We start from the raw sequence: 26,588 nt of genomic DNA on the forward strand, positions 1-26,588 counted from the left end.
GACAACAACATGGCGTTATCGCCTCTTCGGAAAGAATCCGAGATGACTATAGACAGCCATTTATCTATTGCTCAACGTGTTCAAGCCAAGACAAGAAGCACGAAGCGCACTTATCTGATGATCAAGCGCATGATGGATCTGGTTGGCGCGGCTTGCGGGATCCTACTATTATCCCCGCTGCTGCTCGTAATTACCCTGTTGATTAAGCTGGAGAATCCGAAAGCACCGGTGTTCTTCTATCAGACACGGGTGGGCATTAATGAAAAGACATTCCGGATGTACAAATTCCGGTCCATGGTCCCGAACGCCGAGGACTTATTGAAGGACCTCTTACATAAGAATGAGATAGAAGGTGCCATGTTCAAGATGAAACATGACCCGAGAATAACAACTATTGGAAGATTTATCCGACGGACCAGTATAGACGAGCTTCCTCAATTGTGGAATGTCGTTCGCGGCGAGATGTCGCTGGTTGGTCCGCGCCCGCCTCTCCCAAGAGAGGTTGCTGAATATAGCAGCTATGATAAACTCCGCCTTCGCGTTAAGCCAGGCTGTACCGGACTGTGGCAGGTAAGCGGCCGGAATGAACTGAGCTTCAAGGAAATGGTGGAGCTGGATCTTGAGTATATAGAGAAACGAAATGTGTTATTTGATCTGCAGATTATCGCTAAGACTGCTAAAGCGATGGTTGGATCTGATGACGCGTACTAGGAGAAGGAGTGAATAGGGAGTGGAATTGAATTCGAAGATTTTTGTAGCAGGACACAGAGGGCTGGTAGGCTCTGCTATTCTAAGAGCTCTCGAAGAGAAGGGTTATACCAATCTGGTCTATCGCACCCGTACTGAACTCGATCTGCTCGACAGAGATCGGGTTCTTTCTTTCTTCGAGGAAGAAGGCATTGAGTATGTATTCCTGGCGGCTGCCAAGGTTGGTGGCATTGTCGCTAACAATGAGTATCCGGCAGATTTCATCCGCGACAATATTATGATTCAGACGAATGTTATTGATGCCGCATACCGCAACAAGGTGAAGAAGCTGCTATTCCTGGGCTCAACTTGTATCTATCCGAAGTTCGCGCCTCAGCCGATGAAGGAAGAATACTTGCTGACAGGTGTTCTTGAGCCTACAAACGAGCCTTATGCTATAGCGAAGATTGCTGGCATTACAATGTGCCAATCCTACAACCGTCAATACGGAACGAAATACATATCGGTTATGCCAACCAATATGTATGGACCTAACGATAACTTTGATCTTAAGACCTCGCATGTGCTTCCTGCACTTATTCGCAAGTTCCATGAAGCGAAGGTGAATCAATCTTCTGAGGTTGAAGTATGGGGAACGGGAACACCTCGCAGAGAATTCCTCCACTCCGATGATCTGGCCGATGCTTGTCTCTTCTTGATGAATACCTACGAAGAGAACGAGATCGTGAATATCGGTGTTGGTGAAGATATCAGCATTAAGGAATTGGCTTATTTGATAAAAGACGTAGTAGGCTACGAAGGCGAAGTTGTATTTAATACCTCCGCTCCGGACGGTACGCCACGTAAGCTTGTAGACGTCACGAAGATTAACGGACTGGGCTGGAAAGCAATGATTCCTCTGGAAGAGGGAATTAGAGCGGTTTACGAAACCTTTCAGAATGAATATCTGGTACGGCAATAATATTACAAAGAGAGATTAGAGGGAGTGGAAACGATGGCAAAGCGCGCATTAATTACAGGTGTAACAGGACAAGACGGTTCCTATTTGGCAGAGCTTTTATTGGAGAAAGGTTACGAGGTTCACGGTGTTATTCGTCGCAGCTCCTCTTATAACCAAGAACGTCTGGAAGATCTTCTTACAGAAGAAGAGGCAAGATCTATTCTTAACAACCAGAACTTCCATCTTCATTACGGCGATGTTACCGATATTACACGCTTAATCGGTGAGATCCAGCCAGATGAGATTTATAACCTCGCTGCACAATCGCATGTACGCGTATCCTTCGATATGCCTGGCTATACGTTAGACGTTGACGGTAAAGGAACGCTGAATATCCTTGAAGCAGTCAAATTCCTTGGCCTTACAGAGAAGACTCGCGTATACCAAGCCTCCACTTCCGAACTTTACGGCAAAGTTCAAGAAGTCCCTCAGAAAGAGACAACTCCTTTCTATCCTCGCTCTCCTTATGGCGTTGCGAAGATTTATGGCTTCTGGATTACGAAGAACTATCGTGAATCCTATAATATGTTCGCGGTTAACGGCATTCTTTTCAATCACGAATCCGAACGCCGCGGCGAGACATTTGTTACCCGGAAGATTACGCTTGCCGCAGCGCGTATTGCGCAAGGCAAGCAACAGAAGCTTATGCTTGGTAACCTGGATTCCCTCCGTGACTGGGGTTATGCCAAGGATTACGTAGAATGCATGTGGCTGATCCTTCAGCACGACAAGCCAGAGGACTTTGTTATTGCTACAGGTGAAATGCACTCGGTACGTGAATTTGTGGAGCTGGCCTTTAAGCATGTAGGCATACAGATCGAATGGCAAGGTAACGGAGTAGAAGAGAAGGGCATTAACAAGAAGACAGGCGAAGTGATTGTTGAAGTAGACCCTACCTTCTTCAGACCGGCCGAAGTAGAACAACTGCTTGGCGATCCAACTAAAGCCAGAACATTATTGGGCTGGAATCCTACTAAGACTTCCTTCGAGGAGCTTGTAAGCGTAATGGTGAAATACGACATGGCCAAAGTAAGCTCCGAAGAAGGCAGCAGAAAGATGTTCGATGGGGTGCTAGTGTAGAGCATGACAACCGAACCGAGTTCAAAGAAGAAGCTGCTTATCTATGCTCATTATTATCACCCGGACGTCGCATCAACCGGCCAGATCCTCAAGGAACTGGCCGAAGGGATGCTTGATTCCTTTGATATAACGGTTATTTGCGTTGTTCCTTCTTATACAGGTAGCGTAGCTACGGAGTATAAAACCAAGATGTTCTACTATGAAGAGATTAACGGTGTAAAGGTGCTGCGAATCCGCGTACCGGAATTCAGCAAGAACAATAAGATGAGCCGAATCAAGAACATTTTGGCTTACTTTGTTGGGGCCATGCTGGCTACTTTCAAGGTGGGTAAGATGGATTATGTGTATTCCATCTCGCAGCCGCCTGTCCTTGGCGGACTTATTGGGGTATGGGGAAAGTGGATGAAGCGGGCCAAGTACATCTACAACATCCAGGACTTCAATCCAGAGCAGACGATGGCTGTCGGATACAGCAAGAACAAGCTGATTCTGAATGCCATGTTGTGGTTCGATAAATTCAGCTGCAAATGCTCGGATAAAGTCATTGTAGTTGGTCGTGATATGGTTGAGACCGTAAAACACCGATTTAAAGGTAAGAAGGTTCCGAATCATTCCTTCATTAATAACTGGATCGACGAGAAGGAGATTTATCCTTTGCCGTCTGACCATGAACATGTTGTTGCCTTTAAGAGAAAGTATGGCCTAGAAAATAAATTCGTTTTCATGTATTCCGGCAATATTGGTCTGTACTATGACCTCGAGAACATGATGCCTGTCATCAAGGAGTTCAGGGAACGGGACGATGTCGTATTTGCCTTCATCGGTGAGGGTTCTGTTCTGAAGGACTTGGTTGCTTATAAAGAAGAGCATGAGCTTAACAATGTAACCTTTATTCCTTATCAGAAGAAGTCGGATCTGATCTATAGTCTTAATGCCGGCGATGTGCACTGGTGTATTAATGCGAAAGGTATTAAGGGAGTATCCGTTCCAAGCAAGCTGTACGGGATTATGGCAGCTGGGAAGCCGATATTGGGTGTCCTCGAACAAGGTTCCGAAGCTCGACTTATTATTGAAGAAACGAAGTGCGGCTATGTAACGGAACCATCAAACTATGGTGAAGTTGAAGCTATTATTGAGAAGTTCATAAGCGAGAAAGACACCAATATTCCTGCTGATATGAGCAAGCGTGGAAGGGCCTTCTTGGTTAAGAATCTGACGAAGGATGTATCAATTAGTAAATATATTCAAGAAATCAGTATTTAACGAAGCTGAGGTTATTCATATGAATAGTAATTGGTTTAAGATTTTAATGAAAGCAACCAAGGTTAGATACGGGAAGAAATTATTGTTGAAGGGCATGCCGGTAATCTTCAACAAGTCCGGTGCGGAGCTTATAATCGGCGATAATGTAACGATTAATTCGTCATTCCTATCTAACCTGGTTGGCTTGTACCAGCGGACGATTATTGTAACACGCACAGCAGATGCAAAGATTAGAATCGGTCATAATGTTGGAATTTCCGGAGCTACGATATACGCACGCAAAAGCATTCAAATAGGTGATAACACATTAATTGGTGGTAATACAAAGATAATTGACAATGACTTTCATCCGATTGACCCGATTGTGAGGAGAATTACTCCTAATGAACATATGGGTGTTCGGCCGATTGCAATTGGAGAAAACGTATTTATTGGGTGCAACTGTTTAATTTTAAAAGGTGCAAAAATAGGCGATAACGCAGTAATTGGTGCAGGAAGTGTAGTTAGTGGAGAGATCCCGGCTAATTGTGTAGCTGCTGGTAACCCTGTTAGAGTGATTCGTCACTTAGACATGAATGAAGTGAAGGTAACTCTATGATAAAGAAAAAAGTTTGTTTTATAGCGCAGTTTCCTCCGCCCATTCATGGTTTATCAAAAGCAGTAGATACATTATATAATTCCTATCTAAGCGACGAGTTTGAATTCGAAAGAATCAATATCACAAATAACAAGAATTTTTTCGGTAATCTTTATTTAATATGGAAGAGTAATGCAAGTTTGTTTTATTTTACAATAAGTCAGACTAAAGCAGGTAATATTCGCGATTTAATTATTCTCTTCCTTTTAAAGCTTCAAAGGAAAAAATGTTTGGTTCATTTGCATGGTGGTAACTATCGTAAACTGATTGATAATGAGTTGAAAAGCTGGCAACGAAAGATTAACTTCAGCATAATCAAAAAATTAGAGGGTGTAATTGTCCTCGGTCCATCATTAAGATCTATATTTCAGGGTATGATTAATGAAGAAAAAATTCACCTAGTTCCCAATTGTGTGGATGATGAGTTTTTAATGTCAGAAAATCAATACAAAGAGAAAATAGTAGCTTTAGAAAATAAGGAAGTACTTGATATTCTTTATTTAAGTAACTTTATTAAAAGTAAAGGTTATCCAGAAGTTCTGGAAATGGCAAAGTTGGAAAAAGAAAGGGTTATTAGTGGTGAGATTAAGAGATATCATTTTAATTTCGCCGGTGAGTTTTTTACGGACAGTGATCTAGAGTATTTTGAGAATTACATAAAAAATAATGATCTTCAGAGTTTTGTTACATATTACGGTGTAGTTAGTGGACAGTCAAAGAAAGAGTTGCTAGAAAAGTGCGATATATTTGTCCTCCTTACCAGGTACCCAAATGAGGGTCAGCCCATATCCATTTTGGAGGCAATGGGTAATGCTATGGTAATTGTGACTACAGATCACGCTGGTATACCCGATATAGTGGAGAACGAAATAAACGGAATTGTGACGTATAACTCTTCAGTTAAAGAGGTATTTAATAAAATACTAGAGATGGACCCGCATAAGCATTGCTCTATCTCCAAAAATAATCGTGAGATGGTAAAAACATTTTTTGTGCAATCATGTTATTTGAGTAATATGGAAAGAATATTTAAAAGTATTAAATAAAATCGGAGTGCTGAGATGAAAATTATATTTCGAGTGTTTATTATTTTAGAAAAAAAACTTTTCAGCTATCTAAATCCTATTAATGTACGGCTTTATATGAAATGGTATAATGCTTTTCTGCGTAAAAGAGGAGTACAAATAGTACCCTACCATGGTCAAGGTTATATAGATCCGTCAGCATATTTCGACAGTAGTGATTATAGGTTAATAAGTATCGGGGATAATGTGACAATATCTAAGGAAGTAATGTTATTAACTCATGATTATTCAATATATAATGGTTTAAATGCGATCGGCCAGAATCCAAATGACAAGAGGTATCGTTTTCTTAAAAAAATTTCGATAGGTAGCAATACATTTATTGGAGCAAGGAGCTTCATACTTCCAGGAACTACAATAGGAAGTAATGTTATTATTGGAGCAGCTTCAGTAGTTAAAGGGAATATTTCTGATAATACAGTATGGGCGGGTAACCCAGCTAAAAAGATAATGTCTATTGAAGATTTTGCTAGTAGGCACATAAATAAAAATGATTACTTTGAAGTTTAAATATTTATATCATAGGAGTGGATTACCTAGATGAAAATTGTTTTGCTTATTGGAGGGATGGTTTATGGTGGCGCAGAGCGAGTGATGGCTAACCTAGCAAATTATTTGTGTAGAAATAATGAAGTTACTTTAATTTCGTTACATGAACATCCTTGTGAGTACGAGTTAGATGTTAAAATTAAGTTTATTAACGGAGTTAATCAGCGTAATCCAATGTATACCGCAATTAGGCTTAGAAAACTAATAACTAAAAATATTCGTGCAGATATAGTTCTATCCTTTTTAACACACATTAATATACTTACAATTGGTTCTTTAGTAGCAAGTAAAGTTCCAGTTGTAGTTTCTGAACGTAATGATCCCAACTTCGAACCAAAACAAATACATCGGAAGTTATTAAGGTCAATGCTTTATCCTTTTGCTTCAGGATATGTGTTTCAAACATTAGGAGCACAACAATATTTTTCGAAAAAAATAATAAAAAAATCAACTGTAATTGCCAATCCATTATTTAATATCAATCCCCCAATTGCTGATGAGAGTATGAAAAAAAATGAGATAGTTGCTGTCGGTAGATTAACAGAACAGAAAAATTACAACTTACTAATAGATGCCTTTAAAATAATCCATAAAAAATTCCCCGATTATACTGTAAAAATCTTCGGGGATGGAGAGCTTAGAGAAGAATTAGAAAGAAAGATTAATGATCTAGAATTAAATGATAAAGTATTCCTGATGGGAACAAGTTCAACAATATTAGAAGATATAAGAACAAGTAAAATTTTTGTGATGACATCGAATCATGAAGGTATGCCAAATGCATTAATGGAAGCGTTGAGTGTGGGACTTTGTTGTATTAGTACAGATTGTCCATGTGGAGGGCCTGGAGAACTAATTCAAGATAAAGAGAATGGTTTGTTAATTCAAGTAAAAGATCTCGATAGTCTAGTAAATGCTCTTACAAGCGTTATTAAAAGTGATACGCTTAGAGTAAAAATGTCTAATAATGCTATTCAAATTAAAAATCATTTGAATCCAAACGTAATTTATGAGAAATGGGATAGCTATTTAAATTCAATAGCAGTAAACATAAAAAGATAAAGTAAAGCGAAGTGATGTATCGAAATGGTAATAAAAAAGAGCACGTTTTTTATTAGTTTAATGAATCTAATTGTTTTGGTAATGTTAATTTATTATATGATTAGCAATTGGTCGAGAGAAGCAGCACCTAGCAATTGGGCAATAGAAATATCCATTATTGTTCTTTGTGTGATCATATACCAAGAAATTTTAATGTTTGTTAGAGGAATTACATATAGAGATTTCATGTTTTGGTTTATTAGTTTCCAATATATTTTTTTGTTCGGAAGAATATTCATTAAAGCAACGGGTATTGATGCCCATATAATGTGGGAATTATTTAGATACTATTCAGATTTGAGCAGTTATAAGACGGCACTTTATTTGTTAACATATTCTCAAGCTATATTTACTGGAATGGCAATGATTACAATAAATAGAACTCAATCAGCAGCTTTATTAGAGAAGAAAAACAGAAAATATGACGCCAATAAAATGTACTTTATTGGAATGAATATTCTAATACTAACTGCACCAATTAAGCTGTATTGTAATGTAATGTTGATTATGGCACAAAAGGCAGGTTCTTATACAGGTGTTTCTAGTGTTAATGGTTTTATTAGTGCATTATCATGGATGCCTATTGTTGGTTTTGTTATCTTAATTTGTTCTAATAGAATTTCAAAAAAGAAAGTCAAGTTAATGATAGCTTTATTTTTAGTTTATGAAGTATTTTATATGGTTGCTTCTGGTGATAGGCGTCAAGAGATTATTGGAATTTTAACAATAACGCTCTGTTATGTTCAACATTATAAATATCGAATGAAGATTAAATCAGCATTTGCATTTATTATAGTAGGGCTTTTTGTTTTAAATTTCTTGGCAACAATTCGTACGGGGAGAATTGATGGTTTTAATTCTATCTCCAACTTTTTATATACATTTATAAAAGTAGGAGAAAACAATGTGATTGTTGAAACACTTGGTGAGTTTGGAATAACCTTCTTTACTATAAATAGTGCTGTACAATACTATCCGGATCAATTTTCTTATGTTCTAGGTTTGGGTTATTTAGCAGGTATTCTAATAATAATACCAGGTTTATCAACTATGCTATTCCCCGATATTATCTATAACGGAAATATTGTTGATAAATTATATTATTACGATGGTCGTCCTCTGGGAGGAAGTATAGCTCAAGACTTTTATGCGAACTTTGGAGTTTATGGAGTAGTAGCTGCTGTAGTATTTGGGATTGTGCTTTCTAAATTAATTGCTAGAAAATCAAATCCAGCGCAAATTGATACTGCAAGACACTATATATTTTTCTTTATTTGCCTTAACTATATTAGAGCTGGCTTTTATGAAGTAAGTAGGCCTATAGCCTATGCCTTAATTCTAATATTTTTGTTTGGATTAATTTACAAAGCTCCGCAGTTCTTAGTAAATAGAGGTGCTCTAAAAGAAGGCATATAAGTTAAAAGTCGGTGGTGGAATTATTATGGATGCAAAAATAAAATATAGTATTTTAGTCCCTGCATATAATGTAGGCAATTATATCAATGAGTGTATTCAGTCTGTCCTTGAGTCGATTAAAGACTATGCAGCCGCTGAGATTGTAATTATCGATGATGGCTCAACAGATAAAACAAAAGATGTGTGTTTAGAAATAGCAAGTAAAGACCCTCGAATTCGATTCAAACAACAAGAGAATAAAGGTCTAATACTAACCAGACGAAACTTATTAAGAATCGCTAATGGAGAATACATAATATTTTTAGATTCTGATGACAAATGGAGTAAGAATTTTTTTCCAACTATAGATTCTACAATTGATCTGTATAAGCCAGATGTAATTATGTTTTCTTATTCAAGATTTAATGAAAATGGTTCATTATTACCAATAAAAAAACCACTATATGACGTTTCCCAAATGTTTGATATGCATATGAAAACAGAAATAATTTTAAAAATTGTTTCTACACATCATGATAATAATATCTGGAGCAAAGTAATAAAAAAAGAGATTATCGATGTAGAAACAGACTATGAACCGTATAAAAATATACAAATGGGTGAGGATTTACTTCAGTTAATGCCTGTCTTGTGCAATGCCAAAAATATATACTTTTTAACTGACGCATTGTATGAATATAGACAGAATTTGCATAGTATGACGTACAGTTATAAACCTGATTACCTTCAAAACTTCAGGGATGTAAGATGGAATGTATATAGAAGTTTAAAGACACTGAATCTTAGTGATAAAGATTTAAGTGCTTTTTTTTTACATTATATAAATTCAATTCTATTCTATTTATTACAAAGCTCCTACTACATAAAGAATAATAAAGTTAGATTAGAATTATATTCAGAATTTAAAAGCGATAAACTGTTGTCTATAGCTCAAGATGCAATAAAGCCGGTTATGTTATCAAAACGGCTACGAATTCTATTAATGATTACAAAAAAACAATACATATATAACCTAGCAATTTTAAAAGTACTCTTTGGAGTAAAGACAATATATCTTAGATTGAGAAAAAGTAAAAAGTAAAGGAGAAGTTATCTTGTCTTTAGAATATAAGCAACTTAAAGAGCGAATTGAGATAGAATCTCAACTTTATATAAAGAGAGGAAAACTTAACCTATTAAAAGCTAGGATAATGCGAACTGAAGAGTATTTTATTGTTCAGTTCTTAAGGTGCTTAAGAAAAATCGAATATTATGATAAGAGAAACGGATTATTAAATAGGATAAAAGTAAAGTGGAACTATAGAAAAAAAAATAAGCTGGGACTTATATTGGGTTTTTATATTGCACCGCATACTGTTGGTACTAATGTATATATAGCTCACGCAGGAAGTATATTGATAAACGGCAATTCAAAAGTAGGGGATAATTGTATATTTCATGGTGAAAACTGCATAGGAAACGATTCGAAAGAACTTTCAAAAGCACCAGTTATAGGGAGCGGCGTAGACATTGGTGTTGGTGCGAAAATTATAGGAGATATCTATATTGCTGATGGAATTTTTATCGGAGCAAATGCTGTTGTAACAAAGTCATTTCTAGAGCCAGGTATTACGATTGCAGGAGTACCTGCAAAAAAAATCTCAAATTCTATTTAGGGAGGCACTATAATGAGTGCTTTAATAAAAAACAACAAAATTTTACAAGGTACAATATTAATTACCGGTGTAGCAGGATTTATTGGGTCTTATCTAGCTGAAAGATTATTTGAAAGTATTACAGATATAAGAATTATTGGTATTGATAATATGAATGATTACTATGATGTCTCACTCAAAGAAGAAAGATTACAAAGTCTGATAACAAATAAAAATTTCACATTTGTTCGTGGTTCTATTTCAGATTCCCATTTAGTAAACTCAGTTTTTAAAGAATATACACCTAATATAGTAGTGAACCTCGCTGCACAGGCTGGTGTAAGATATAGTATTATAAATCCTAATTCTTACATAGAGGCTAACCTGGTAGGCTTTGTCAATATTCTTGAGGCATGTCGACATAGTTATGACAACGATAAAAAAGGTGTGGAACATCTAATTTATGCATCTTCTTCTTCTGTATATGGATCAAATCGAAAAGTTCCTTACTCAACTGAGGATAAGGTCGATAATCCTGTAAGTCTATATGCTGCAACGAAAAAATCAAATGAATTGCTAGCATATAGCTACAGTAACTTATATGGAATTCCGGTTACCGGTCTACGCTTTTTTACTGTATACGGACCAAAAGGCAGACCAGACATGGCGTATTTTAGCTTTACTAAAAAAATGATTGAAAGAGAAAAAATCCAAATATTCAATAATGGTGATATGTATCGTGATTTCACATATATCGATGATATTATTACTGGAATTGTAGCGATAATGCAAAAGAAACCTGATATTAATAGTGATGGTGTTGCCTATAAATTATATAATATTGGTAACAATAAACCAGAATCTTTAATGCATTTTGTAGAAGTGCTTGAACAAGAGCTTAAACGTGAAGGACTAATTGATGATCCAGTAGAAAAAGAGTTTTTACCAATGCAGCCTGGTGATGTGTATCAAACTTATGCAAATATTGATGATTTAATTAAAGATTTTAATTTTAAACCAACGACGACAATTGAAGAGGGGCTACAACAGTTTATTAAATGGTATAAACAATACTATATTAAGTAAGCAAAGTGATGCTATTTAAAAGGTTGTGTTATATATGTTTAATGAGTTGATTAGCATTATTTTACCTGTATATAATGCTGAGAAATATGTTAGTAAATGTATAAATTCTTTAATTAATCAAACTTATAAGAATATAGAACTTATTATTATTGATGATGGTTCAACTGATAATAGTACTGCTAAATGTAATTACTATTTAATGAAAGATAGCAGAATTCAACTTATTAATATTAATAATTCTGGAGTCTCAAATGCTCGTAATGTAGGTATTAAGAACAGTCGTGGCAGCTGGATAATGTTTGTTGATGCTGACGATTGGTTAGAGCCTGATGCAGTAGAAAAAGTTTGTGAATATGTTTTGGATAAGGATGAATGCGATTTAATTCAATTTAACTGTAATGAAGTTAATGAAACTGGACGGTTAGTTAATAAAAAAGAAGGAGTTGTTAATTTAAAAACTCTTAGTGGATTAGAATTGAAAAATTACTATAAAAGAATATTCATACCTAGTGGAGATTTAGAGAGTTTGGAGGTATTTGGTTTTACGCGTCCGGTATGGGGAAAACTCTTTAATGGTAAAATTGTTAGAAATAACAATATTCTATTTAATCATGATCTAAAAATTGGCGAGGATATGTTGTTTAATCTTGAATATTTTAGTCACTGCAAAAGAATTATATTGATGCCTCATTATTTATACAATTATAGGGTTTTATCAAGTTCAGCTGAACATGGGTATATGCAACATGCAATTGACCAATATTCTTTATTAATGAAGTTTATATATATCATAACTAAACAGAGTCGAGATGCCAAAGATATTGATAATGCCTATAGGCTATTTATAATAAGATCAACATTATTAGCACTAACTAGAGGTCCATTTCATAGTAAAAGTGGATTCTCGTTTAAGGATCGTAGATTACAACTAAACAAACTATTACAAATTGAACCAGTAAAAGCGATGAAAAATTGTGAACTAAATACTCTAATGAGTAAAAAAGAGAACATTGTTTTCTTCGCGTTAAAAGAAGAAAAGTTGCTAGTGTTAAACGTTTTATTAGATTTTAAATATTTTATAAACAGGCTAAGGAAAAGTAGAGGAAAAACAATATGATAGTTTTAAGAATTGAAAACAAGGCAGGATTAGGGAATCAATTGTTTATGTTTGCCATGGCATATGATCTTTCCATTAAAAGTAATAAAAAAATTGTTATCTACTCGTTAATGGAGGGAACTGAAAATAGAAGCTTTCAACTTGATAAGCTAATGATTGATGATAAAAGAGTCCTAAAATCTATTAGATTTGATAATAGCCATAGTGGTTTTAGTGGAAGGATTAATAAAATAAAGAGAAGAGTATTTGAGTTATTTTTCTGGAGGATGCCCTTTATTTATAAAATCTTCGAAAATAATTATGACGAATGCAGGTTCTATAAAGGTCCATTTCCTAAAGATAAGAAAGTTTATTTACTGAATGGTTTTTTTGAGAGTTATAAGTATTTTGACGATTCCCGAGCATCACTTATAAAACAATTTATACCAAAGGCCTCACCACCTGATGATGTTTTAAGCTGTCTTAAAATAATGAAGGGGAAAGAAACTGTTGCTTTACATATTAGACGTGGTGATTTTGTTAAGTTAAACCGTGCTATAGCAATGACGTATTATTATAATGCAATCAATTATATTAAGAGAGTATATCCCAACATAATATTAGTATTGTTTACATTAGATCAAGAAGTAAAAGATGAGTTAGTGCAGGTATATAATAATATTTTAATTGTAGACTTGAATTGTTTGGATAAGGACTTTTGGGAATGGTATATAATGACTCAGTGTAAACATAATATTACTTCAAATAGTACATTTTCATGGTGGGCAGCCTATATTAATAATAATCCACACAAAATTGTGATTGCGCCTGATAAACTAACATATAAAAAGGTTGAGAGCGAGGCTGTTGCAGAGCAGTATGATAGCTTCTTTCTCGATGAGTGGGTAAAGTTGAGCGATTGAAAATCTGAGGTGTTTACGATATGCAGAAAAAATCGATTACAAAGAATTATATTTATAATCTTTCATATCAGATATTAATCACGTTGCTTCCGCTAATTACTGCGCCTTATATTTCTAGAGTTTTAGGTCCAGAGGGAGTAGGTATATATAGCTATACTAGTTCAATGGCCTCGTATTTCATAATTATTAGTGTAATTGGTACAAATGTTTATGGGCAACAGATAATTGCCCAATTTCAAGATAATCATACAAGAAGGTCTCAATTGTTTTGGAGTGTTCTTCAGATCCGTATTATTTGTAGTTTGATTAGTATAATTTCTTATTTGTTAATAATTATTAATATTGACACTAATAAATCAATTCTTTTAATGTTTACAATTAGCATCATAGCAAATATTTTTGATATTTCGTGGTTTTTTCAGGGCATTGAGGAATTTAAGAATGTTGTGATTAGAAATTTTATTTTTAAATTGTCAATAACATTTTCTATTTTTATTTTTGTTAAAGATAAAAATGATCTTACATTGTACGTTTTATTATCTGTATTAGCTATTTTTGTTGGAAACTTATCATTTTGGTTGAATATAAAAAAGTACATATCTACATATTATTTCGATAGAGCCGAACTGTTTGAACATTTTAAACAGACCATTGTTTTTTTTGTACCTCAGGTTGCAATTCAGTTATATTCTGTTAGTGATAGAATTATGATTGGGCTTATAACAAAATCAAGTGAAGAAAACGGTTATTTTGATCAAAGTTATAAAATTATTAATATTGCTATTACTGTAATCACTTCACTAAATGTTGTAATGAGATCGAGAATAAGCTACTTATTCGCTAAACACGAAAACTTAAAAATTAAAGAGCATCTATCAACAGCTATATCCTTTTTATGTATTCTAGCCTTCCCTATGATGTTTGGCATTCTGGCGTGTGCTTCCGATTTTGTGCCTTTATTTTTTGGTCCTGGTTATGAAGAATGTATCTTTCTTATAAGATTGTTTGTACCTATGATATTTTTAATATGTTTTGATAGTTTGTTAGGAATTCAATATTTAACTCCTATTGGAAAACAAAAGAGTTGTAATAAAGTTTTGATAACTGCAGCGATAATTAATGTAGTAATTAACGCTTCACTAATACCGTTTTATAGAAGTTCAGGAGCCATTATCGCTTCAATTGTATCGGAGGCCTTCGTAGTTATTTGTTATATGAGCCTCTCTAAAGAAATCATAACAATTCCTAGTTTATTAAGGTTATCCTATAAATATATTGGTGCATCCCTAGTTATGTTTATTAGTGTAAAAAGTATAACTCTCTTCTCGCTAGGACATCTTGCAACTATTCTTATACAAGTAATTATAGGAATATTAACTTACTTACTTTTGCTTATTTTGTTAAGGGATCAGTTTGTACTGTCTATTATAAACAGGTTTAAATTTAAACGAGTTAAAATGATAACTTAATTATATTTCGCTTTCTACAGAAGGGGTGGAATTGTATGAGAAAAATAATATCTAAGATTAGAGTTCTATTCGCAAACAACCAAGAGTTTATTAAAGAATTGAGAAAGCAAGGTGTGAAAATTGGTGAAGGATGTGTTATTGATAAATCAGCAATCTTTGGTTCGGAGCCTTATTTAATTAGTATTGGGAACAAGGTTAGAATAACTCACGGCGTTAAGTTTATTACACATGATGGTGGTCTATGGGTATTAAGAAATCTTGGATTGCTTCCGGAAAGCGCCGATCGTTTTGGCCGAATAGAGGTGGGCAATAATTGTAATATTGGATGGAATGCAATAATAATGCCTGGAGTTATAATTGGGGATAATTGTGTAATCGGGTGTGGAGCGATTGTCACGAAAAGTATTCCAGATAATTCAATAGTTGCTGGTGTACCGGCACGAGTCATTGAATCAATTGAGGAGTATTGTAACAAAAATAAAACTAGATATGTACCAACTAAGCATTTATCAGACGAAGAAAAGAAATTATATTTATCCGAAGTTCTATAGCTAATTCTATTAAAAAATGATATTGAAGGAGTATTGTACTATGAAGTTAGTTCTCCTTTCTGGCGGTTCCGGAAAACGTCTCTGGCCATTATCGAATGATGCTCGGTCAAAGCAGTTCCTGAAAGTTCTTGAGAACGAAGATCAAGAGCTCGTTTCCATGGTGCAGCGGGTGTGGGGGCAAATCAGTGACAATGGTTTAGCTGATTCCAGTTATATCGCAACGGGCAAAGCTCAGATCGAGATGATGCATAATCAGATTGGACCGTCCGTACCGCTAATTATTGAACCTGAACGTAGAGATACGTTCCCGGCCATTGCTTTAACCGCCTCATATTTATATTCTGTCGCCAATGTTGATTTAGACGAAGTTATAGCAATATTACCAGTGGATCCTTATGTAGAGGGCCACTTTTTTTATGCCGTAAAACAGTTAGAGGCTACCATTCAACAGACTCAGGCTGATTTAGCTCTAATCGGGGTTAAGCCTACATACCCTTCGGCTAAATACGGCTATATTATTCCTGAACGTGAACAAGAGCTGTCTGATGGTATTTTAAAAGTTAGCCACTTCCAAGAAAAACCTACTGAAGAGGCAGCTGTAGGATTAATTGAGCAGCATGCGCTATGGAACTGTGGCGTGTTTTCCTTCAAGCTAGGTTACCTTATTAATATTCTTGAGGAGAAGGGATATTCGATTCAATATGAGCAGCTTGTTGAGCAGTATCATGAACTGCCGAAGATCAGCTTCGATTATGAAGTCGTTGAGAAAACCAAGAACATTGTTGTAGTACCCTATGATGGTTACTGGAAGGACCTTGGTACGTGGAATACATTAACGGAAGAAATGGGACAGAGCCAGATTGGCAGAGGAACGATCAGTGAGGACTGTGTAAATACTCATCTGGTTAACGAGCTTGAGATTCCGGTTACTGTACTTGGAGTATCCAATGTTGTGGTAGCTGCTAGTCCTGACGGTATCCTTGTGACAGATAAGAGTGCAAGTCCCCGGATTAAAGACTTTATTAATTATGATCAAGGCCCTATGTTCGAGGAGAGAGAATGGGGCTGGGTCAGAATACTGGACGATGAGCGTTACGAGGACGGTCGTACAGTAATAACGAAGCGTGTGGCAGTTAAATCAGGTAGGAATTTTAGTTATCTCATGCACTTAAACCGCGAAGAAGTATGGACGGTTGTAAAGGGTGAAGGGGAGTTCGTACAGAACGGCGTGCCAATGAAAGTAAAAGCCGGTAATGTGCTGCATATTCCAATGAAGACTTTGCATAGTCTTAAGGCAATTACCGATATGGAGATGATTGTTGTCCATAGCGGATATTCGGATGAAGATAAGGTGATGGAGCTGTATTCTACCTGGTCAGAGATGTCCGAACACTGCCTTAATATTTCGATGAGATAATGAACACGAAATCGATCGCTTATTACATTTCCGATTATGGTTATGGCCACGCTACAAGAAGTATTGCTGTCATTCGTGCTTTGCTTCAAGTTGCAGATCAGCCTTATAAACTTGTTCTATGTTCTTCAGACAAGGTATTAGCCTTTATGCAGGCTTCCCTTTCCGACTATCAAGAGGTCATTCAGTATCGCCGGTGCATCTCGGACGTGGGCTATGTTCTTCAGCCAGACAGCATTGAACCTGACATAGTGGCTTTTGCAGCAAAGTATCACAAATATATGGAGAACTTGCCTTATGAGGCGGCAAGGGAGGCGGATTTTCTTCAAACGACTGGGGTTAATCTCGTGATCTCAGATATTTCTCCTATTGCCTTTGCAGCTGCGAGACAGGCTGGAATACCCTCGGTAGGAATATCTAATTTTACATGGTATACGGCTTATCTGGAAATGATCGATCATTCTGCTCTGCAACCATTATTTGATGTCTATGCTACAATGGATTATTTTGTTCGTTTGGAAGGTGCTGTTGAACCGGATTGGGGGCAACGAGGAACTCTTCAAGTGGATTTCTTCAGCAGGGAAGTGGATCAGCAGGAAGTAAGTCGTATTTTGCAGATCATTAATCCTGGCAGGCAGAAGAGAGTCGTCTATTTCGGTATTGGAATGAGTATAAAAGTACAAGATTTGGCTGCGTTGAAGCTGTGGGAGGATGATGCTTGCCTCTTTATTGTGTCAAGCAACATGAAGGTGGAGCATAAGAATATTGTAGCTATTCCGGCTTCCTATACGGAGTCGCAAAATTATGTTGCAGCATCGGATCTTGTTATTAGTAAGCCGGGTTGGAGTACGGTTGGAGAAGCGGTGGCGCTTCGAAAGTCATTACTCCTGCTTCATCGAAGCAAGATGAAAGAAGATAAGAATACTATTCAGGCTCTACAAGATTGTCACCCCTATCGAATGATTGAGTGGGGGCAGTTAATGGCAGACAACATGCAAGACTTTATAGATAGAGAGCATTTCTTTGAAGATACTCGGCGACGTATTGGTGCAGTTCATATTGCTGAATATCTCAAACAAATTGTAGGGAGTGAGTGAGGATGAAGCTGGCGGTAATTGGTACCGGGTATGTTGGCTTAGTCTCTGGGGTATGTTTCTCTGAACTGGGCAATGAAGTTATTTGCGTAGACAATGCCACATCAAAGATTGAGTTATTAAATAATGGTGAAGTTCCTATTCATGAGCCTGGTCTTAAGGAACTGATCGCAAGCAACACGGAAGCGGGGCGATTGTCCTTCACAACGGATTTGGCTGCTGCCGTGAATGCTTCTGAAATTATTATTATTGCTGTAGGCACGCCATCCTTGCCAGATGGCAAGGCGAACCTGGCTTATATTGAGCAAGCGGCAGAGGAAATTGGCCGTGCTATTAATGGATATAAGGTTGTCGTTGTGAAAAGTACGGTGCCGGTAGGAACAAATGAGAAGGTTGCAGCTATCATTCGAAATTATGCGACGGAATCCTTTGATTTTGCTTCTGTTCCTGAATTCCTGCGAGAAGGAACAGCTGTTAAAGACACATTGAATCCGGATCGAATTATTATCGGGACGGAAAGTGAACGCGCAGCAGAGATGCTTACTGCGCTGCATCGTCCATTAACGGATCAGATTACCATTACCGATGTGCGCAGCTCGGAAATGATTAAGTATGCCTCGAATGCCTTCTTGGCTACAAAAATCTCCTTCATTAATGAGATCGCTAATATCTGTGAAAAGGTAGGGGCGGATGTGGAGGAAGTAGCGAAGGGAATGGGGATGGATCGGCGTATCGGCTCTTCTTTCCTGAAGGCGGGTATAGGGTATGGCGGATCCTGCTTCCCGAAGGATACGCAAGCTCTCATTCAGATCGCGGGACAGATGGATTATGATTTCAAGCTGTTGAAGTCCGTAGTTGAAGTGAACCGGGATCAACGTTTTAATGTCATTCGGAAGCTGGATGAACTGCTGGGAGACGTTACGGGAAGAACGATTGGAATCTGGGGATTGGCTTTCAAACCGGAAACAGATGATGTTCGTGACGCCCCAGCCTTTGAGATTATGGAGACATTATTGGAGCGGGGAGCTTTGGTTAAAGCCTATGATCCTATTGCATCGAGTAACTTCGAAAAAGCCTTTGACCGTTCTGAGGTGGAATACTGTACTTCTGCCCAAGAAGCTGCTGAAGGTGCGGATGCTCTGTGTATTCTAACGGAGTGGAAAGAGTTTATTAACATTCCGTTGTCGGATATTCAGAAGTGGTTAAAAACGCCCAACCTCATTGACGGCCGGAATATTTATCGGGAAGAAGATTTGGAGGAGACTCCTTTCGCCTACTACTCCATTGGAAGACCTAAGATGAATAATGGAGTGAAGGAGACCAATCCTATTCTTTCTTTCTAGATTATTATTAATGTAGATAGGAGACATCATGGAACCGCCACGTAAGCAAAAACCAAAAAAGAAGCTAAAGCCTTGGATGAAGTGGGTAACCGGTACCGCTTCATTTTTTGTTGTTGTCGGATTGATCTTTATAGGAGTCACTTATTATTATATTAAATCCATTGATATTAAGGATATTGCATCCCGGCACAACACTGATATAGCAGACGGCACTGGTGAGGAGAAATCAGAGCCTAAGAAGCTGCCAGCTATTATTGAGAAGCCAGTCGAGAAAGCTAGTCAGCTAATTGGCGGTGAAAAAATCGACAGTGCGGATGCCCTTGATGTTGCTGCTATTCTCCTGAACTCGGGTCTTAGCCTGAAGCAGATTTCTTATCTTCAAGGTAACGCTACAACGGATTTATCGGTTGAGGAGAAGCAGAAAATCCGAGATTTATTATTAACTAAACTCTCTGATGAAGATATAAAGCTATTGCGTTCAATTACAAAACAGTATGGTGTTGCACTTAATATCCTTAATCCAGATTATCCAATAGAGTGGGTTGGAGAACGAGATCCTCAAAAGATGAGAGAGAATTATGATGCTTGGATGAAAATGCAACAGCAACCCGAAGGTTCAACTAAAGTCACAAATACCGGAACCAAATCAACTGATAAGCCTGCCGATACCAGCAAACCAACAGAGCCTGAGAAAACACCAGCACCAGAGCTTTCTACGGATTTGAAGAAAGCCAAGCAATCCATTGACTCCAAAACGGAGTCGCAATTGGCTTCACTTTCAGGAACCTGTAAGGCTAAAAGTAACACTATTGTGCAACAGATCGTCGGTAGTGCAGATGGGGTTACGGTAGAAGATCTCCAAAATAAATATCTAGGTAAAGTTATGGAGGCCGAGGGCTCTTGTGATGCGCAGTTCCAGGGCATCGTGAGTCAAGCGGCCTCTAGTTATGCTGACGCAGGAATTGATAGTGGTGCAATGCCGGATTGGAATGCGAAGTATGAAGCAATTAAGCAAAGTGTACGAGCATCCGCGATTAGCGCTATTGCCACAGCTATTAAATCATAATAAATAAGAGGAGAATCCAAATGATGAAAAGTTTACGTCATTACACACTCATGCTGTTAATTGTTGCTTTATGTACCGTTCTGCCACTGACAGCCGGTGCTGCATCCAGCTCGGTTACCGTTAAGACGCAGGTCGTTAACCTGAAGTTCGATGGACAGTCACTTGCCTTACCGGATGGACAATACGCGTTCATGTATCAAGACCGTACTTATATTCCGGTTCGCTTCATCTCTTACGCGCTGCAGAAGTCGGTGAAGTGGGATCAGAAGACTTCTAAAGTAACGGTAGCCGAACCAACTGCAACGGAGAAGGAAGCCCTTGCGAAGCTGCTTGCTGGTGCAGTTACTGGCGGTGCACAACCTGCTACTAGTAAGAGCATCACCATTAAGCCGGTTCAAGCTACGCTTGTATTTGATGGACAAGCCAAAGCTCTTCCTACAGGTCAGTCACTCTATTCGATCAACAACAGCATCTATGTTCCGCTGCGCTTCATGTCTGAAGCCGTAGGAACGGATATTAAGTGGGATCAGAAGACTAACAGCATTACAGGAGAATCTGCGGCATACAAAGCGGCACAAGCTGGCGGGAATAATGGTACGGGTACTAACCCTGGAGCCGGTACGGGTGGCGGCACAGATCCGGTAGAGCCTGCCAACCCTACAAAAGCATCTATTGAAGCTGCTGCTACAGCTAAGCTGAATGCTCTTGAAGCGAACTGCGCAGCAACTTTACAGGCTATGATTAATCCGTATTTGACTGGCGATGCTGCTACGAAAGAGAAGATTAAACAAGAAGCCAATAAAGCCGTTGATCAATGCACGGCGGACTTCAATAAAATTGTGGCAGATACGACGGCGGAGCTTACAAAATACGGCTACAGCCTAGAAATTATTGATGCTTTTAAAGCTCAATTCGAAAAGGATCTTAAACAAGGTATGGATATTGTCAAAGGATTAGCGTAAGAATGCAAGACACCCCCGGCAGCTTAGCTGCCGGGGGTGTCTTTGTTATTTATGCAAGAAGTTATCTGAATAGCCGAGAGCGTTTGTTGTTTCGGTATTTGTACCAGTAGTCGCCGTTCTCGTCTTTAAATACTCGTATGCCTACCATCTTGAAGGGTGTCCAAATCTCGGAGAACATCAAATAGCCAGCCATTCTCTAACCTCCTAAAATGAATGATCACACAAATGGCCGTTTTCAAGGACATTCGTGATAGTTCATGCTTCGTAAGCATGGGCCTAATAGATATCTAACATTTTTCATATATTTGTATAATACCAAAGAATGGATGTTAAAAACAAGAGTTTATAGGACTTTTTACTCAAATTTACATTACCTTAGTCTTGTTTTTGTTGGGCATATCAGTAGATTTCCATTTCCTTCATGAATCTGATACAATAACTGACCAGAGATAGATAAAGGGTGGAACGGATTGTGTCGAAGGAGTGTTGAAGAAAAATGTTAAAAAAGGATAGAAGAAATTCTATAATATGGTTTTTTGTCGTATTTTGTTGGATTTTTTTCATATTTACATTATCGTCTGAATCTTATAATCAGCAGTCAATTAAACCTACGTTAAATAAATGGGTCACCAAGGAAGAACTGGCTCAGAAGCTGCCGGATACCTCCATTACGTATCATGGCAGCACGGTTGTGGCCAAAAAAGACCCGTACGGCTTCGTGGAGTTCTTCTTCCGCAAAGGGGCGCACTTGTTCATGTACGCCGTGTTATGCGTATCGCTGTACATGTTCATCCGCAATCTGATGGCACGCAGGCAGATGGTGCTGCCGGTCATTATGGCGCTCATCCTGACGGGCGGGATTGCGGCGCTCGATGAGACGAATCAGCTGAGCAAGGTTGGGCGAACGGGGAATCCGACGGATGTGATCGTGGATTTGACCGGCGGATGTATTGGCCTCATCATCTGCATTTCGATTAATTATTGGCTTGAACGAAGACGCCGGCGGCCGGAATACCGGTTCGTCCGGAAGTTCTAAGGCAGGCAGAAATAGCGGCAGCCTTTCGCTGATGTGGCGGAAGGCTGTTGTTTTTGCTTATTATGGATATGCTGTGAGTAAGATCAACTAGAGAGGTGTGTCGAAGAGTAGTGGACGGTGCTAATAACTTAACGCTTCATACGGATAAATATCAGATTAATATGATGTACGCTCATTGGATAAATGGCACGGACGGGGAAGGCGCCGTATTCGAAGCTTTCTTCCGCAAGCTGCCGTTCGGCAACGGTTATGCGGTATTCGCCGGGCTGGAGAGAATCGTGGAATTCATCCGTCATCTGAAGTTTGGGGAAGAGGAGCTCGCCTACCTGGCGAAGCAGGAAGAGAATTATGATCCGGGCTTCCTGGAGGTGCTGCGGCAGTTCCGCTTCAAGGGAACGGTGCATGCGGTGGAAGAAGGCTCGCTGGTGTTCCCGAATGAACCGATCGTTCGGGTAGAGGGCACGATCTTCGAGACGCAGCTGGTGGAGACGGCGCTGCTGAACTTTATGAATTACCAGACCTTGATTGCGACGAAAGCTTCGCGGATCAAGCAAGTCGCATCGGGAGATATTCTGCTGGAGTTCGGGACGCGCCGGGCGCAGGAGGCGGATGCGGCGGTATGGGGAGCACGCGCGGCTTACATTGCCGGCTTCCATGCTACATCTAATATGCATGCCGGGATGATGTTCGGCATCCCGACAAAGGGAACGCATGCCCATTCCTGGGTACAGGGGCATGAATCCGAGGAGGAAGCCTTCCTGGCCTATGCGAAGGCTTTGCCTGACGGCGTTACGCTGCTCGTGGATACTTACGACACGCTGAGAAGCGGGGTACCCAATGCGATTAAGACAGCCCGCTATCTGGAGAGCATTGGTAAGCGGCTTGGCGGCATCCGGCTCGACAGCGGCGACTTAGCGTATCTGTCCAAGGAAGCGCGGAAGATGCTGGATGCGGCAGGACTGCAGGATGCGAAGATCGTGGCATCGAACGATCTCGACGAGACGTTGATCTTCAACCTGAAGGCGCAAGGCGCCAAGATTGATACATGGGGCGTTGGCACGCAGCTCATTACGGCTGCCGATCAGCCGTCGCTTGGCGGCGTATACAAGCTGACCGCCCGCAAGCGTGACGGGCAATACATACCGGTGATTAAGATCTCAGGCAACCCCGAGAAGGTGTCCGCTCCGGGCAAGAAGGACGTATACCGGATTATGAACAAGTCCACGGGACTTGCCGAAGCGGATTATATGACGCTGCATGAGGAGACGGATATTTTGAATGGCGAGCGGATCAGGCTGTTCGATCCGGTTCATCCGTACATTCAGCGCTACATTAGCGACTATGAAGCGGTACCTCTGCTGAAGCCGATCGTGGTGGATGGGGAGATCGTATACAAGCTTCCGCTTCTGGAAGAGATCCGCAGCTTCCATGAGCATCAGCTCAGCCTCTTCCGGCCGGAGATCCTCCGCAAGCTGAATCCGGATCTGTATCCGGTTCATCTAAGCGAGCAGGCTTGGCAGCTGAAGACGGATCTGATCAAGGCGCATCAGCAGTAGAGAGCTACTGAACTAACCGCCGCCAGCGCTTCAGCTGTATGGCATCAGCCATGCGAGAAGCGCTGGCGGTATTTGCGCGGCGATATGCCTTCGTACTTGGCGAAGCAAGAGGTGAAGTAGGCCGCGGAGTTGAAGCCGACCTCTTCGGCCACCCTTGCGATCGTATAGTTCGTCTGCAGAAGCAGCAGCTTCGACTGCTGAATGCGGAAGCGCAGCAGGAAGTCGAACGGCGAGCAGCCGAATTCTTTTTGCATGCATCTGGCGATATAGACGGGGTGGAAGTTGATGCTCTCGCCAAGCTGCTGTGCCTTAATATCCTCGCGGTAATGCTTCCTTAAATATGAGGCGGCCAGCTCCGCGCATTGGGAGGTTGGCGTCGTGCCTTGCATCTCGATGGAGGCGGACAGCTGCTCGAAAATTTCCTGGAACAACACCTGCTGCTTCCAGCTGACGCTGCCCAGATGGTTGCCGTGGCCGAGCTCCATCAACTGCTGGATCTGCTCGACGATCTTGGCGGGCTGAAGCAGCTTCGTGTATTGCGGTACCTGCTTAATGAAGGTTTGCGTAGTGAAAATTTGGGGATTTAAGCCATGTGGCTCCCTGCCTTGAATAATCCGCGGAGCATATTCCTCCGAAGCTGCCCACCGTCCTGTTGTCTGGAAGTGAAGCCAGTAATAGGCGGAGGGCTCTTCGCATTCCTTTGTCGCGTAATGATGATTGTCAGGCCCCAGAATTAAAGCCTCCCCAGCCCGTACCTCAAACGTGGAATCGCCCTCCCCCATAAAGAGACGGCCCTCCGTCACGACAAGCAGATCGAATACGCCGATCCGGTATCTGCTGGGATGCTTGAACCCGGCGGGGCTCTTCGTATAGCCCGATGCAATGTAGTGCGGAAGCGGCGGAACGGTAAAATGAAACAGGGTCATGTCGGCACCTTTTTATACCCCTTACGGAGGTTTGAATTTTGAAAGTTTCGGTTGTAAAACTGATACATTATCCGAAGTATAGCATCTATAATATGAAATTGCATGACTATTATAGTGGCGTATTGGAGTTGCCGTTTACTTAAACATCGGCTGCAGCATGTGTACGCTCGGGAGGATTATAAAATGCAAAAGCGTGAACATCACAAGTTTTCGCTATGGATGCTTGCATGGCCGATATTTATTGAGTTATTCCTGCAATTTCTGTTAGGGGCAGCCGATACGCTGCAGGTAAGCAAGATTTCGGATAATGCGGTTGCCGTCGTGGGCTTCTCGACGCAGCTGTTCAGCGCCTTGATGACGCTGTTCATGACGGTAGCGAGCGGGGCGGGTATTCTGATCGCGCAGCGGATCGGCATGAGGAAGAATGAGGATGCCCGGACGATTGCGATTATGGCGGTCAAAGTCAGCGCGATTATAGGTCTTGGAATCAGCGTGCTGCTGTATCTGTTCCCGGGGCCGATCGCTTCCGCGCTTCATCTGCCGGATGAGTTGTTGCCGCTGGCCAAGACGTATATTTCGATTGTAGGCGGCGGGATGGTGCTTGTGGCCATTATGGCGGCGCTGAGCAATGCGATCCGCAATACGGGCAATACGAAAGGCCCGATGTATACGGCCATTGGCATGAATATCGTGCATGTCGGGATGAACTACGCTTTTATTTTCGGCAAATTCGGATTTCCGCAGTGGGGACTGAGAGGGGTAGCGATCTCGACGGACATCAGCCGCCTGCTTGCGGTTATTGTTCTCCTGATCATGTTCCTTGGCGCCTTCGAACGCCAGATTTCGCTTCGCGACTTCAAGCTGTTCGACAGCAAGCTGTTCAAGGAGATTCTGAAGATTGGCTGGCCGCTTGGCATTAACATGTCCTGCTGGGTCTTCTCCCAGCTTCTTATCTATACGTATATCGCGCAGCTTGGATCGGTGGAGCTGTCGGCGCGTACGTATATGAATACATTGGAGTCGTTCTGCTTCATGCTTGGTTATTCGCTTGCGCTTGCGCTTCAGATTCAGATCGCGCATCTGTTCGGGGCCGGGAAGGTGCAGGAGGCTTACAAGAACTCCTACCGTGCGCTGTGGATCGGGCTTGCCATCGTAACGGTGAACGCGCTGGTGCTGTATTTGATTGGAGGTACGATTCTCAAGATCTTCACGGACGATCCGGAGATTATCGCGATGGGCGTTTCCCTGCTTGGAATGAACCTGCTATTGCAGCCGGGCAAAATGCTCAACATGGGCATCGGTAACGCGCTGAACGCAGTTGGCGACACCCGTTACGTGATGTGGACCTCGATTACTTCGATGACCTTGATCGCGACTATCCTTTCTTATATATTTGGGATAACGCTGGGATGGGGACTCGTTGGCATCTATGCGTGTATGATTATGGACGAATACATCCGCGGCATATGGGTGCTTAGACGGTGGAGACAGAAGAAGTTCATGACGACGGGCCAGGAGAAGCCGGCTGCCATCTCGCCTAACGGCGCGGGAGGCACGGGCGCTACGTTAGAGGCCTAACAGACAGTAGACGGG

26 protein-coding genes are annotated in these 26,588 nt (G+C 40.2%); 24 read left to right on the forward strand and 2 right to left on the reverse strand.

Translation table 11 applies throughout. From position 1 onward, the window contains the following. The first annotated feature begins 9 nt into the window (after positions 1–9). The 21 genes from WFJ73_RS26890 to WFJ73_RS26990 are packed head-to-tail and all read left to right on the forward strand — an operon-like array spanning position 10 to position 21,477. Positions 10–711, forward strand: coding sequence for a sugar transferase (locus WFJ73_RS26890; RefSeq protein ID WP_336776018.1), 702 nt, complete (start codon positions 10–12; stop codon positions 709–711). 19 nt (positions 712–730) lie between these two features. Next, positions 731–1,669: a GDP-L-fucose synthase gene (fcl, locus tag WFJ73_RS26895; RefSeq protein WP_336776019.1), complete on the forward strand. Its 939-nt coding sequence runs from the start codon at positions 731–733 to the stop codon at positions 1,667–1,669. 33 nt (positions 1,670–1,702) lie between these two features. Continuing rightward, entirely contained in the window at positions 1,703–2,788 is a 1,086-nt protein-coding gene (gene gmd / locus WFJ73_RS26900) for a GDP-mannose 4,6-dehydratase (RefSeq protein ID WP_336776020.1), read from the forward strand. A gap of 3 nt (positions 2,789–2,791) precedes the next feature. Then, the gene (locus WFJ73_RS26905; protein ID WP_336776021.1) at positions 2,792–4,051 is read left to right on the forward strand and encodes a glycosyltransferase family 4 protein; all 1,260 of its coding nucleotides are present in this window, start codon (positions 2,792–2,794) and stop codon (positions 4,049–4,051) included. Then, the gene (locus WFJ73_RS26910; RefSeq protein WP_336776022.1) at positions 4,011–4,649 is read left to right on the forward strand and encodes an acyltransferase; all 639 of its coding nucleotides are present in this window, start codon (positions 4,011–4,013) and stop codon (positions 4,647–4,649) included. The genes WFJ73_RS26905 and WFJ73_RS26910 overlap by 41 nt, the downstream gene beginning before the upstream one ends. After that, positions 4,646–5,734, forward strand: coding sequence for a glycosyltransferase family 4 protein (locus tag WFJ73_RS26915; RefSeq protein WP_336776023.1), 1,089 nt, complete (start codon positions 4,646–4,648; stop codon positions 5,732–5,734). The genes WFJ73_RS26910 and WFJ73_RS26915 overlap by 4 nt, the downstream gene beginning before the upstream one ends. Before the next feature lie 15 nt (positions 5,735–5,749). After that, positions 5,750–6,283, forward strand: coding sequence for an acyltransferase (locus tag WFJ73_RS26920; protein WP_336776024.1), 534 nt, complete (start codon positions 5,750–5,752; stop codon positions 6,281–6,283). Between the two features lie 30 nt (positions 6,284–6,313). Continuing rightward, the gene (locus WFJ73_RS26925; RefSeq protein ID WP_336776025.1) at positions 6,314–7,384 is read left to right on the forward strand and encodes a glycosyltransferase family 4 protein; all 1,071 of its coding nucleotides are present in this window, start codon (positions 6,314–6,316) and stop codon (positions 7,382–7,384) included. 24 nt (positions 7,385–7,408) lie between these two features. Continuing rightward, complete coding sequence (wzy, locus tag WFJ73_RS26930) at positions 7,409–8,839, forward strand: O-antigen polysaccharide polymerase Wzy (RefSeq protein WP_336776026.1); 1,431 nt, start codon at positions 7,409–7,411, stop codon at positions 8,837–8,839. Between the two features lie 25 nt (positions 8,840–8,864). Next, positions 8,865–9,920, forward strand: a complete 1,056-nt coding sequence (locus tag WFJ73_RS26935; protein ID WP_336776027.1) for a glycosyltransferase family 2 protein — start codon at positions 8,865–8,867, stop codon at positions 9,918–9,920. A 13-nt stretch (positions 9,921–9,933) separates the two neighbouring features. Further along, positions 9,934–10,494: a serine O-acetyltransferase gene (locus WFJ73_RS26940; protein ID WP_336776028.1), complete on the forward strand. Its 561-nt coding sequence runs from the start codon at positions 9,934–9,936 to the stop codon at positions 10,492–10,494. A gap of 12 nt (positions 10,495–10,506) precedes the next feature. Then, a complete protein-coding gene (locus tag WFJ73_RS26945; protein WP_336776029.1) occupies positions 10,507–11,559 on the forward strand; it encodes a GDP-mannose 4,6-dehydratase in 1,053 nt (350 codons plus the stop codon). A gap of 34 nt (positions 11,560–11,593) precedes the next feature. Continuing rightward, on the forward strand, positions 11,594–12,676 hold the full coding sequence (locus WFJ73_RS26950; RefSeq protein ID WP_336776030.1) for a glycosyltransferase family A protein: 1,083 nt from the start codon (positions 11,594–11,596) through the stop codon (positions 12,674–12,676). After that, a complete protein-coding gene (locus tag WFJ73_RS26955; RefSeq protein WP_336776031.1) occupies positions 12,673–13,578 on the forward strand; it encodes an alpha-1,2-fucosyltransferase in 906 nt (301 codons plus the stop codon). Before WFJ73_RS26950 ends, WFJ73_RS26955 begins: the two co-directional genes overlap by 4 nt. Before the next feature lie 20 nt (positions 13,579–13,598). Beyond that, entirely contained in the window at positions 13,599–15,047 is a 1,449-nt protein-coding gene (locus WFJ73_RS26960) for an oligosaccharide flippase family protein (RefSeq protein WP_336776032.1), read from the forward strand. A 35-nt stretch (positions 15,048–15,082) separates the two neighbouring features. After that, a complete protein-coding gene (locus tag WFJ73_RS26965; RefSeq protein WP_336776033.1) occupies positions 15,083–15,598 on the forward strand; it encodes an acyltransferase in 516 nt (171 codons plus the stop codon). A gap of 40 nt (positions 15,599–15,638) precedes the next feature. Further along, the gene (locus WFJ73_RS26970; protein WP_336776034.1) at positions 15,639–17,015 is read left to right on the forward strand and encodes a sugar phosphate nucleotidyltransferase; all 1,377 of its coding nucleotides are present in this window, start codon (positions 15,639–15,641) and stop codon (positions 17,013–17,015) included. Then, positions 17,015–18,109 carry a hypothetical protein gene (locus WFJ73_RS26975; RefSeq protein ID WP_336776035.1) on the forward strand — a complete coding sequence of 365 codons (1,095 nt, stop codon included), beginning with the start codon at positions 17,015–17,017 and terminating at the stop codon, positions 18,107–18,109. Before WFJ73_RS26970 ends, WFJ73_RS26975 begins: the two co-directional genes overlap by 1 nt. Positions 18,110–18,111: 2 nt before the next feature. After that, positions 18,112–19,449, forward strand: coding sequence for a UDP-glucose dehydrogenase family protein (locus tag WFJ73_RS26980; protein WP_336776036.1), 1,338 nt, complete (start codon positions 18,112–18,114; stop codon positions 19,447–19,449). A 28-nt stretch (positions 19,450–19,477) separates the two neighbouring features. Further along, the gene (locus tag WFJ73_RS26985) at positions 19,478–20,515 is read left to right on the forward strand and encodes a hypothetical protein (RefSeq protein ID WP_336776037.1); all 1,038 of its coding nucleotides are present in this window, start codon (positions 19,478–19,480) and stop codon (positions 20,513–20,515) included. Between the two features lie 20 nt (positions 20,516–20,535). After that, positions 20,536–21,477 carry a stalk domain-containing protein gene (locus WFJ73_RS26990; protein WP_336776038.1) on the forward strand — a complete coding sequence of 314 codons (942 nt, stop codon included), beginning with the start codon at positions 20,536–20,538 and terminating at the stop codon, positions 21,475–21,477. A gap of 61 nt (positions 21,478–21,538) precedes the next feature. On the opposite strand, the gene WFJ73_RS26995 is transcribed toward WFJ73_RS26990, so the two are convergent. Continuing rightward, the gene (locus WFJ73_RS26995) at positions 21,539–21,670 is read right to left on the reverse strand and encodes a hypothetical protein (protein ID WP_012772419.1); all 132 of its coding nucleotides are present in this window, start codon (positions 21,668–21,670) and stop codon (positions 21,539–21,541) included. A 303-nt stretch (positions 21,671–21,973) separates the two neighbouring features. Here WFJ73_RS26995 and WFJ73_RS27000 point away from each other — a divergent pair, with 303 nt between their 5' ends. Beyond that, a complete protein-coding gene (locus tag WFJ73_RS27000; RefSeq protein WP_336776039.1) occupies positions 21,974–22,513 on the forward strand; it encodes a VanZ family protein in 540 nt (179 codons plus the stop codon). A 110-nt stretch (positions 22,514–22,623) separates the two neighbouring features. Then, positions 22,624–24,069 (forward strand): nicotinate phosphoribosyltransferase, encoded by a 1,446-nt coding sequence (locus WFJ73_RS27005; protein ID WP_336776040.1) that lies wholly within the window; start codon positions 22,624–22,626, stop codon positions 24,067–24,069. A 44-nt stretch (positions 24,070–24,113) separates the two neighbouring features. Here the strand turns inward: WFJ73_RS27005 and WFJ73_RS27010 are convergent, their stop codons facing one another. Next, entirely contained in the window at positions 24,114–24,995 is an 882-nt protein-coding gene (locus WFJ73_RS27010) for an AraC family transcriptional regulator (protein ID WP_336776041.1), read from the reverse strand. Between the two features lie 183 nt (positions 24,996–25,178). On the opposite strand from WFJ73_RS27010, the gene WFJ73_RS27015 reads away from it, so the two are divergent. Continuing rightward, entirely contained in the window at positions 25,179–26,573 is a 1,395-nt protein-coding gene (locus WFJ73_RS27015) for an MATE family efflux transporter (RefSeq protein ID WP_336776042.1), read from the forward strand. Positions 26,574–26,588 lie beyond the last annotated feature (15 nt).

Source organism: Paenibacillus sp. MMO-58, from assembly GCF_037146255.1.
Taxonomy (GTDB): domain Bacteria; phylum Bacillota; class Bacilli; order Paenibacillales; family Paenibacillaceae; genus Pristimantibacillus.

Coding starts and splice junctions, on each gene's coding strand:
- WFJ73_RS26905 (WP_336776021.1), top strand. CDS start 2,792: ATGACAACCGAACCGAGTTCAAAGAAGAAGCTGCTTATCTATGCTCAT.
- wzy (WP_336776026.1), top strand. CDS start 7,409: ATGGTAATAAAAAAGAGCACGTTTTTTATTAGTTTAATGAATCTAATT.
- gmd (WP_336776020.1), top strand. CDS start 1,703: ATGGCAAAGCGCGCATTAATTACAGGTGTAACAGGACAAGACGGTTCC.
- WFJ73_RS26945 (WP_336776029.1), top strand. CDS start 10,507: ATGAGTGCTTTAATAAAAAACAACAAAATTTTACAAGGTACAATATTA.
- WFJ73_RS26925 (WP_336776025.1), top strand. CDS start 6,314: ATGAAAATTGTTTTGCTTATTGGAGGGATGGTTTATGGTGGCGCAGAG.
- WFJ73_RS26965 (WP_336776033.1), top strand. CDS start 15,083: ATGAGAAAAATAATATCTAAGATTAGAGTTCTATTCGCAAACAACCAA.
- WFJ73_RS26935 (WP_336776027.1), top strand. CDS start 8,865: ATGGATGCAAAAATAAAATATAGTATTTTAGTCCCTGCATATAATGTA.
- WFJ73_RS26975 (WP_336776035.1), top strand. CDS start 17,015: ATGAACACGAAATCGATCGCTTATTACATTTCCGATTATGGTTATGGC.
- WFJ73_RS26950 (WP_336776030.1), top strand. CDS start 11,594: ATGTTTAATGAGTTGATTAGCATTATTTTACCTGTATATAATGCTGAG.
- WFJ73_RS26960 (WP_336776032.1), top strand. CDS start 13,599: ATGCAGAAAAAATCGATTACAAAGAATTATATTTATAATCTTTCATAT.
- WFJ73_RS26920 (WP_336776024.1), top strand. CDS start 5,750: ATGAAAATTATATTTCGAGTGTTTATTATTTTAGAAAAAAAACTTTTC.
- WFJ73_RS26955 (WP_336776031.1), top strand. CDS start 12,673: ATGATAGTTTTAAGAATTGAAAACAAGGCAGGATTAGGGAATCAATTG.
- WFJ73_RS26980 (WP_336776036.1), top strand. CDS start 18,112: ATGAAGCTGGCGGTAATTGGTACCGGGTATGTTGGCTTAGTCTCTGGG.
- WFJ73_RS27015 (WP_336776042.1), top strand. CDS start 25,179: ATGCAAAAGCGTGAACATCACAAGTTTTCGCTATGGATGCTTGCATGG.
- WFJ73_RS26910 (WP_336776022.1), top strand. CDS start 4,011: ATGTATCAATTAGTAAATATATTCAAGAAATCAGTATTTAACGAAGCT.
- WFJ73_RS26985 (WP_336776037.1), top strand. CDS start 19,478: ATGGAACCGCCACGTAAGCAAAAACCAAAAAAGAAGCTAAAGCCTTGG.
- WFJ73_RS26970 (WP_336776034.1), top strand. CDS start 15,639: ATGAAGTTAGTTCTCCTTTCTGGCGGTTCCGGAAAACGTCTCTGGCCA.
- WFJ73_RS26995 (WP_012772419.1), bottom strand. CDS start 21,670: ATGGCTGGCTATTTGATGTTCTCCGAGATTTGGACACCCTTCAAGATG.
- WFJ73_RS27010 (WP_336776041.1), bottom strand. CDS start 24,995: ATGACCCTGTTTCATTTTACCGTTCCGCCGCTTCCGCACTACATTGCA.
- WFJ73_RS26890 (WP_336776018.1), top strand. CDS start 10: ATGGCGTTATCGCCTCTTCGGAAAGAATCCGAGATGACTATAGACAGC.
- WFJ73_RS26990 (WP_336776038.1), top strand. CDS start 20,536: ATGATGAAAAGTTTACGTCATTACACACTCATGCTGTTAATTGTTGCT.
- WFJ73_RS27000 (WP_336776039.1), top strand. CDS start 21,974: ATGTTAAAAAAGGATAGAAGAAATTCTATAATATGGTTTTTTGTCGTA.
- WFJ73_RS26915 (WP_336776023.1), top strand. CDS start 4,646: ATGATAAAGAAAAAAGTTTGTTTTATAGCGCAGTTTCCTCCGCCCATT.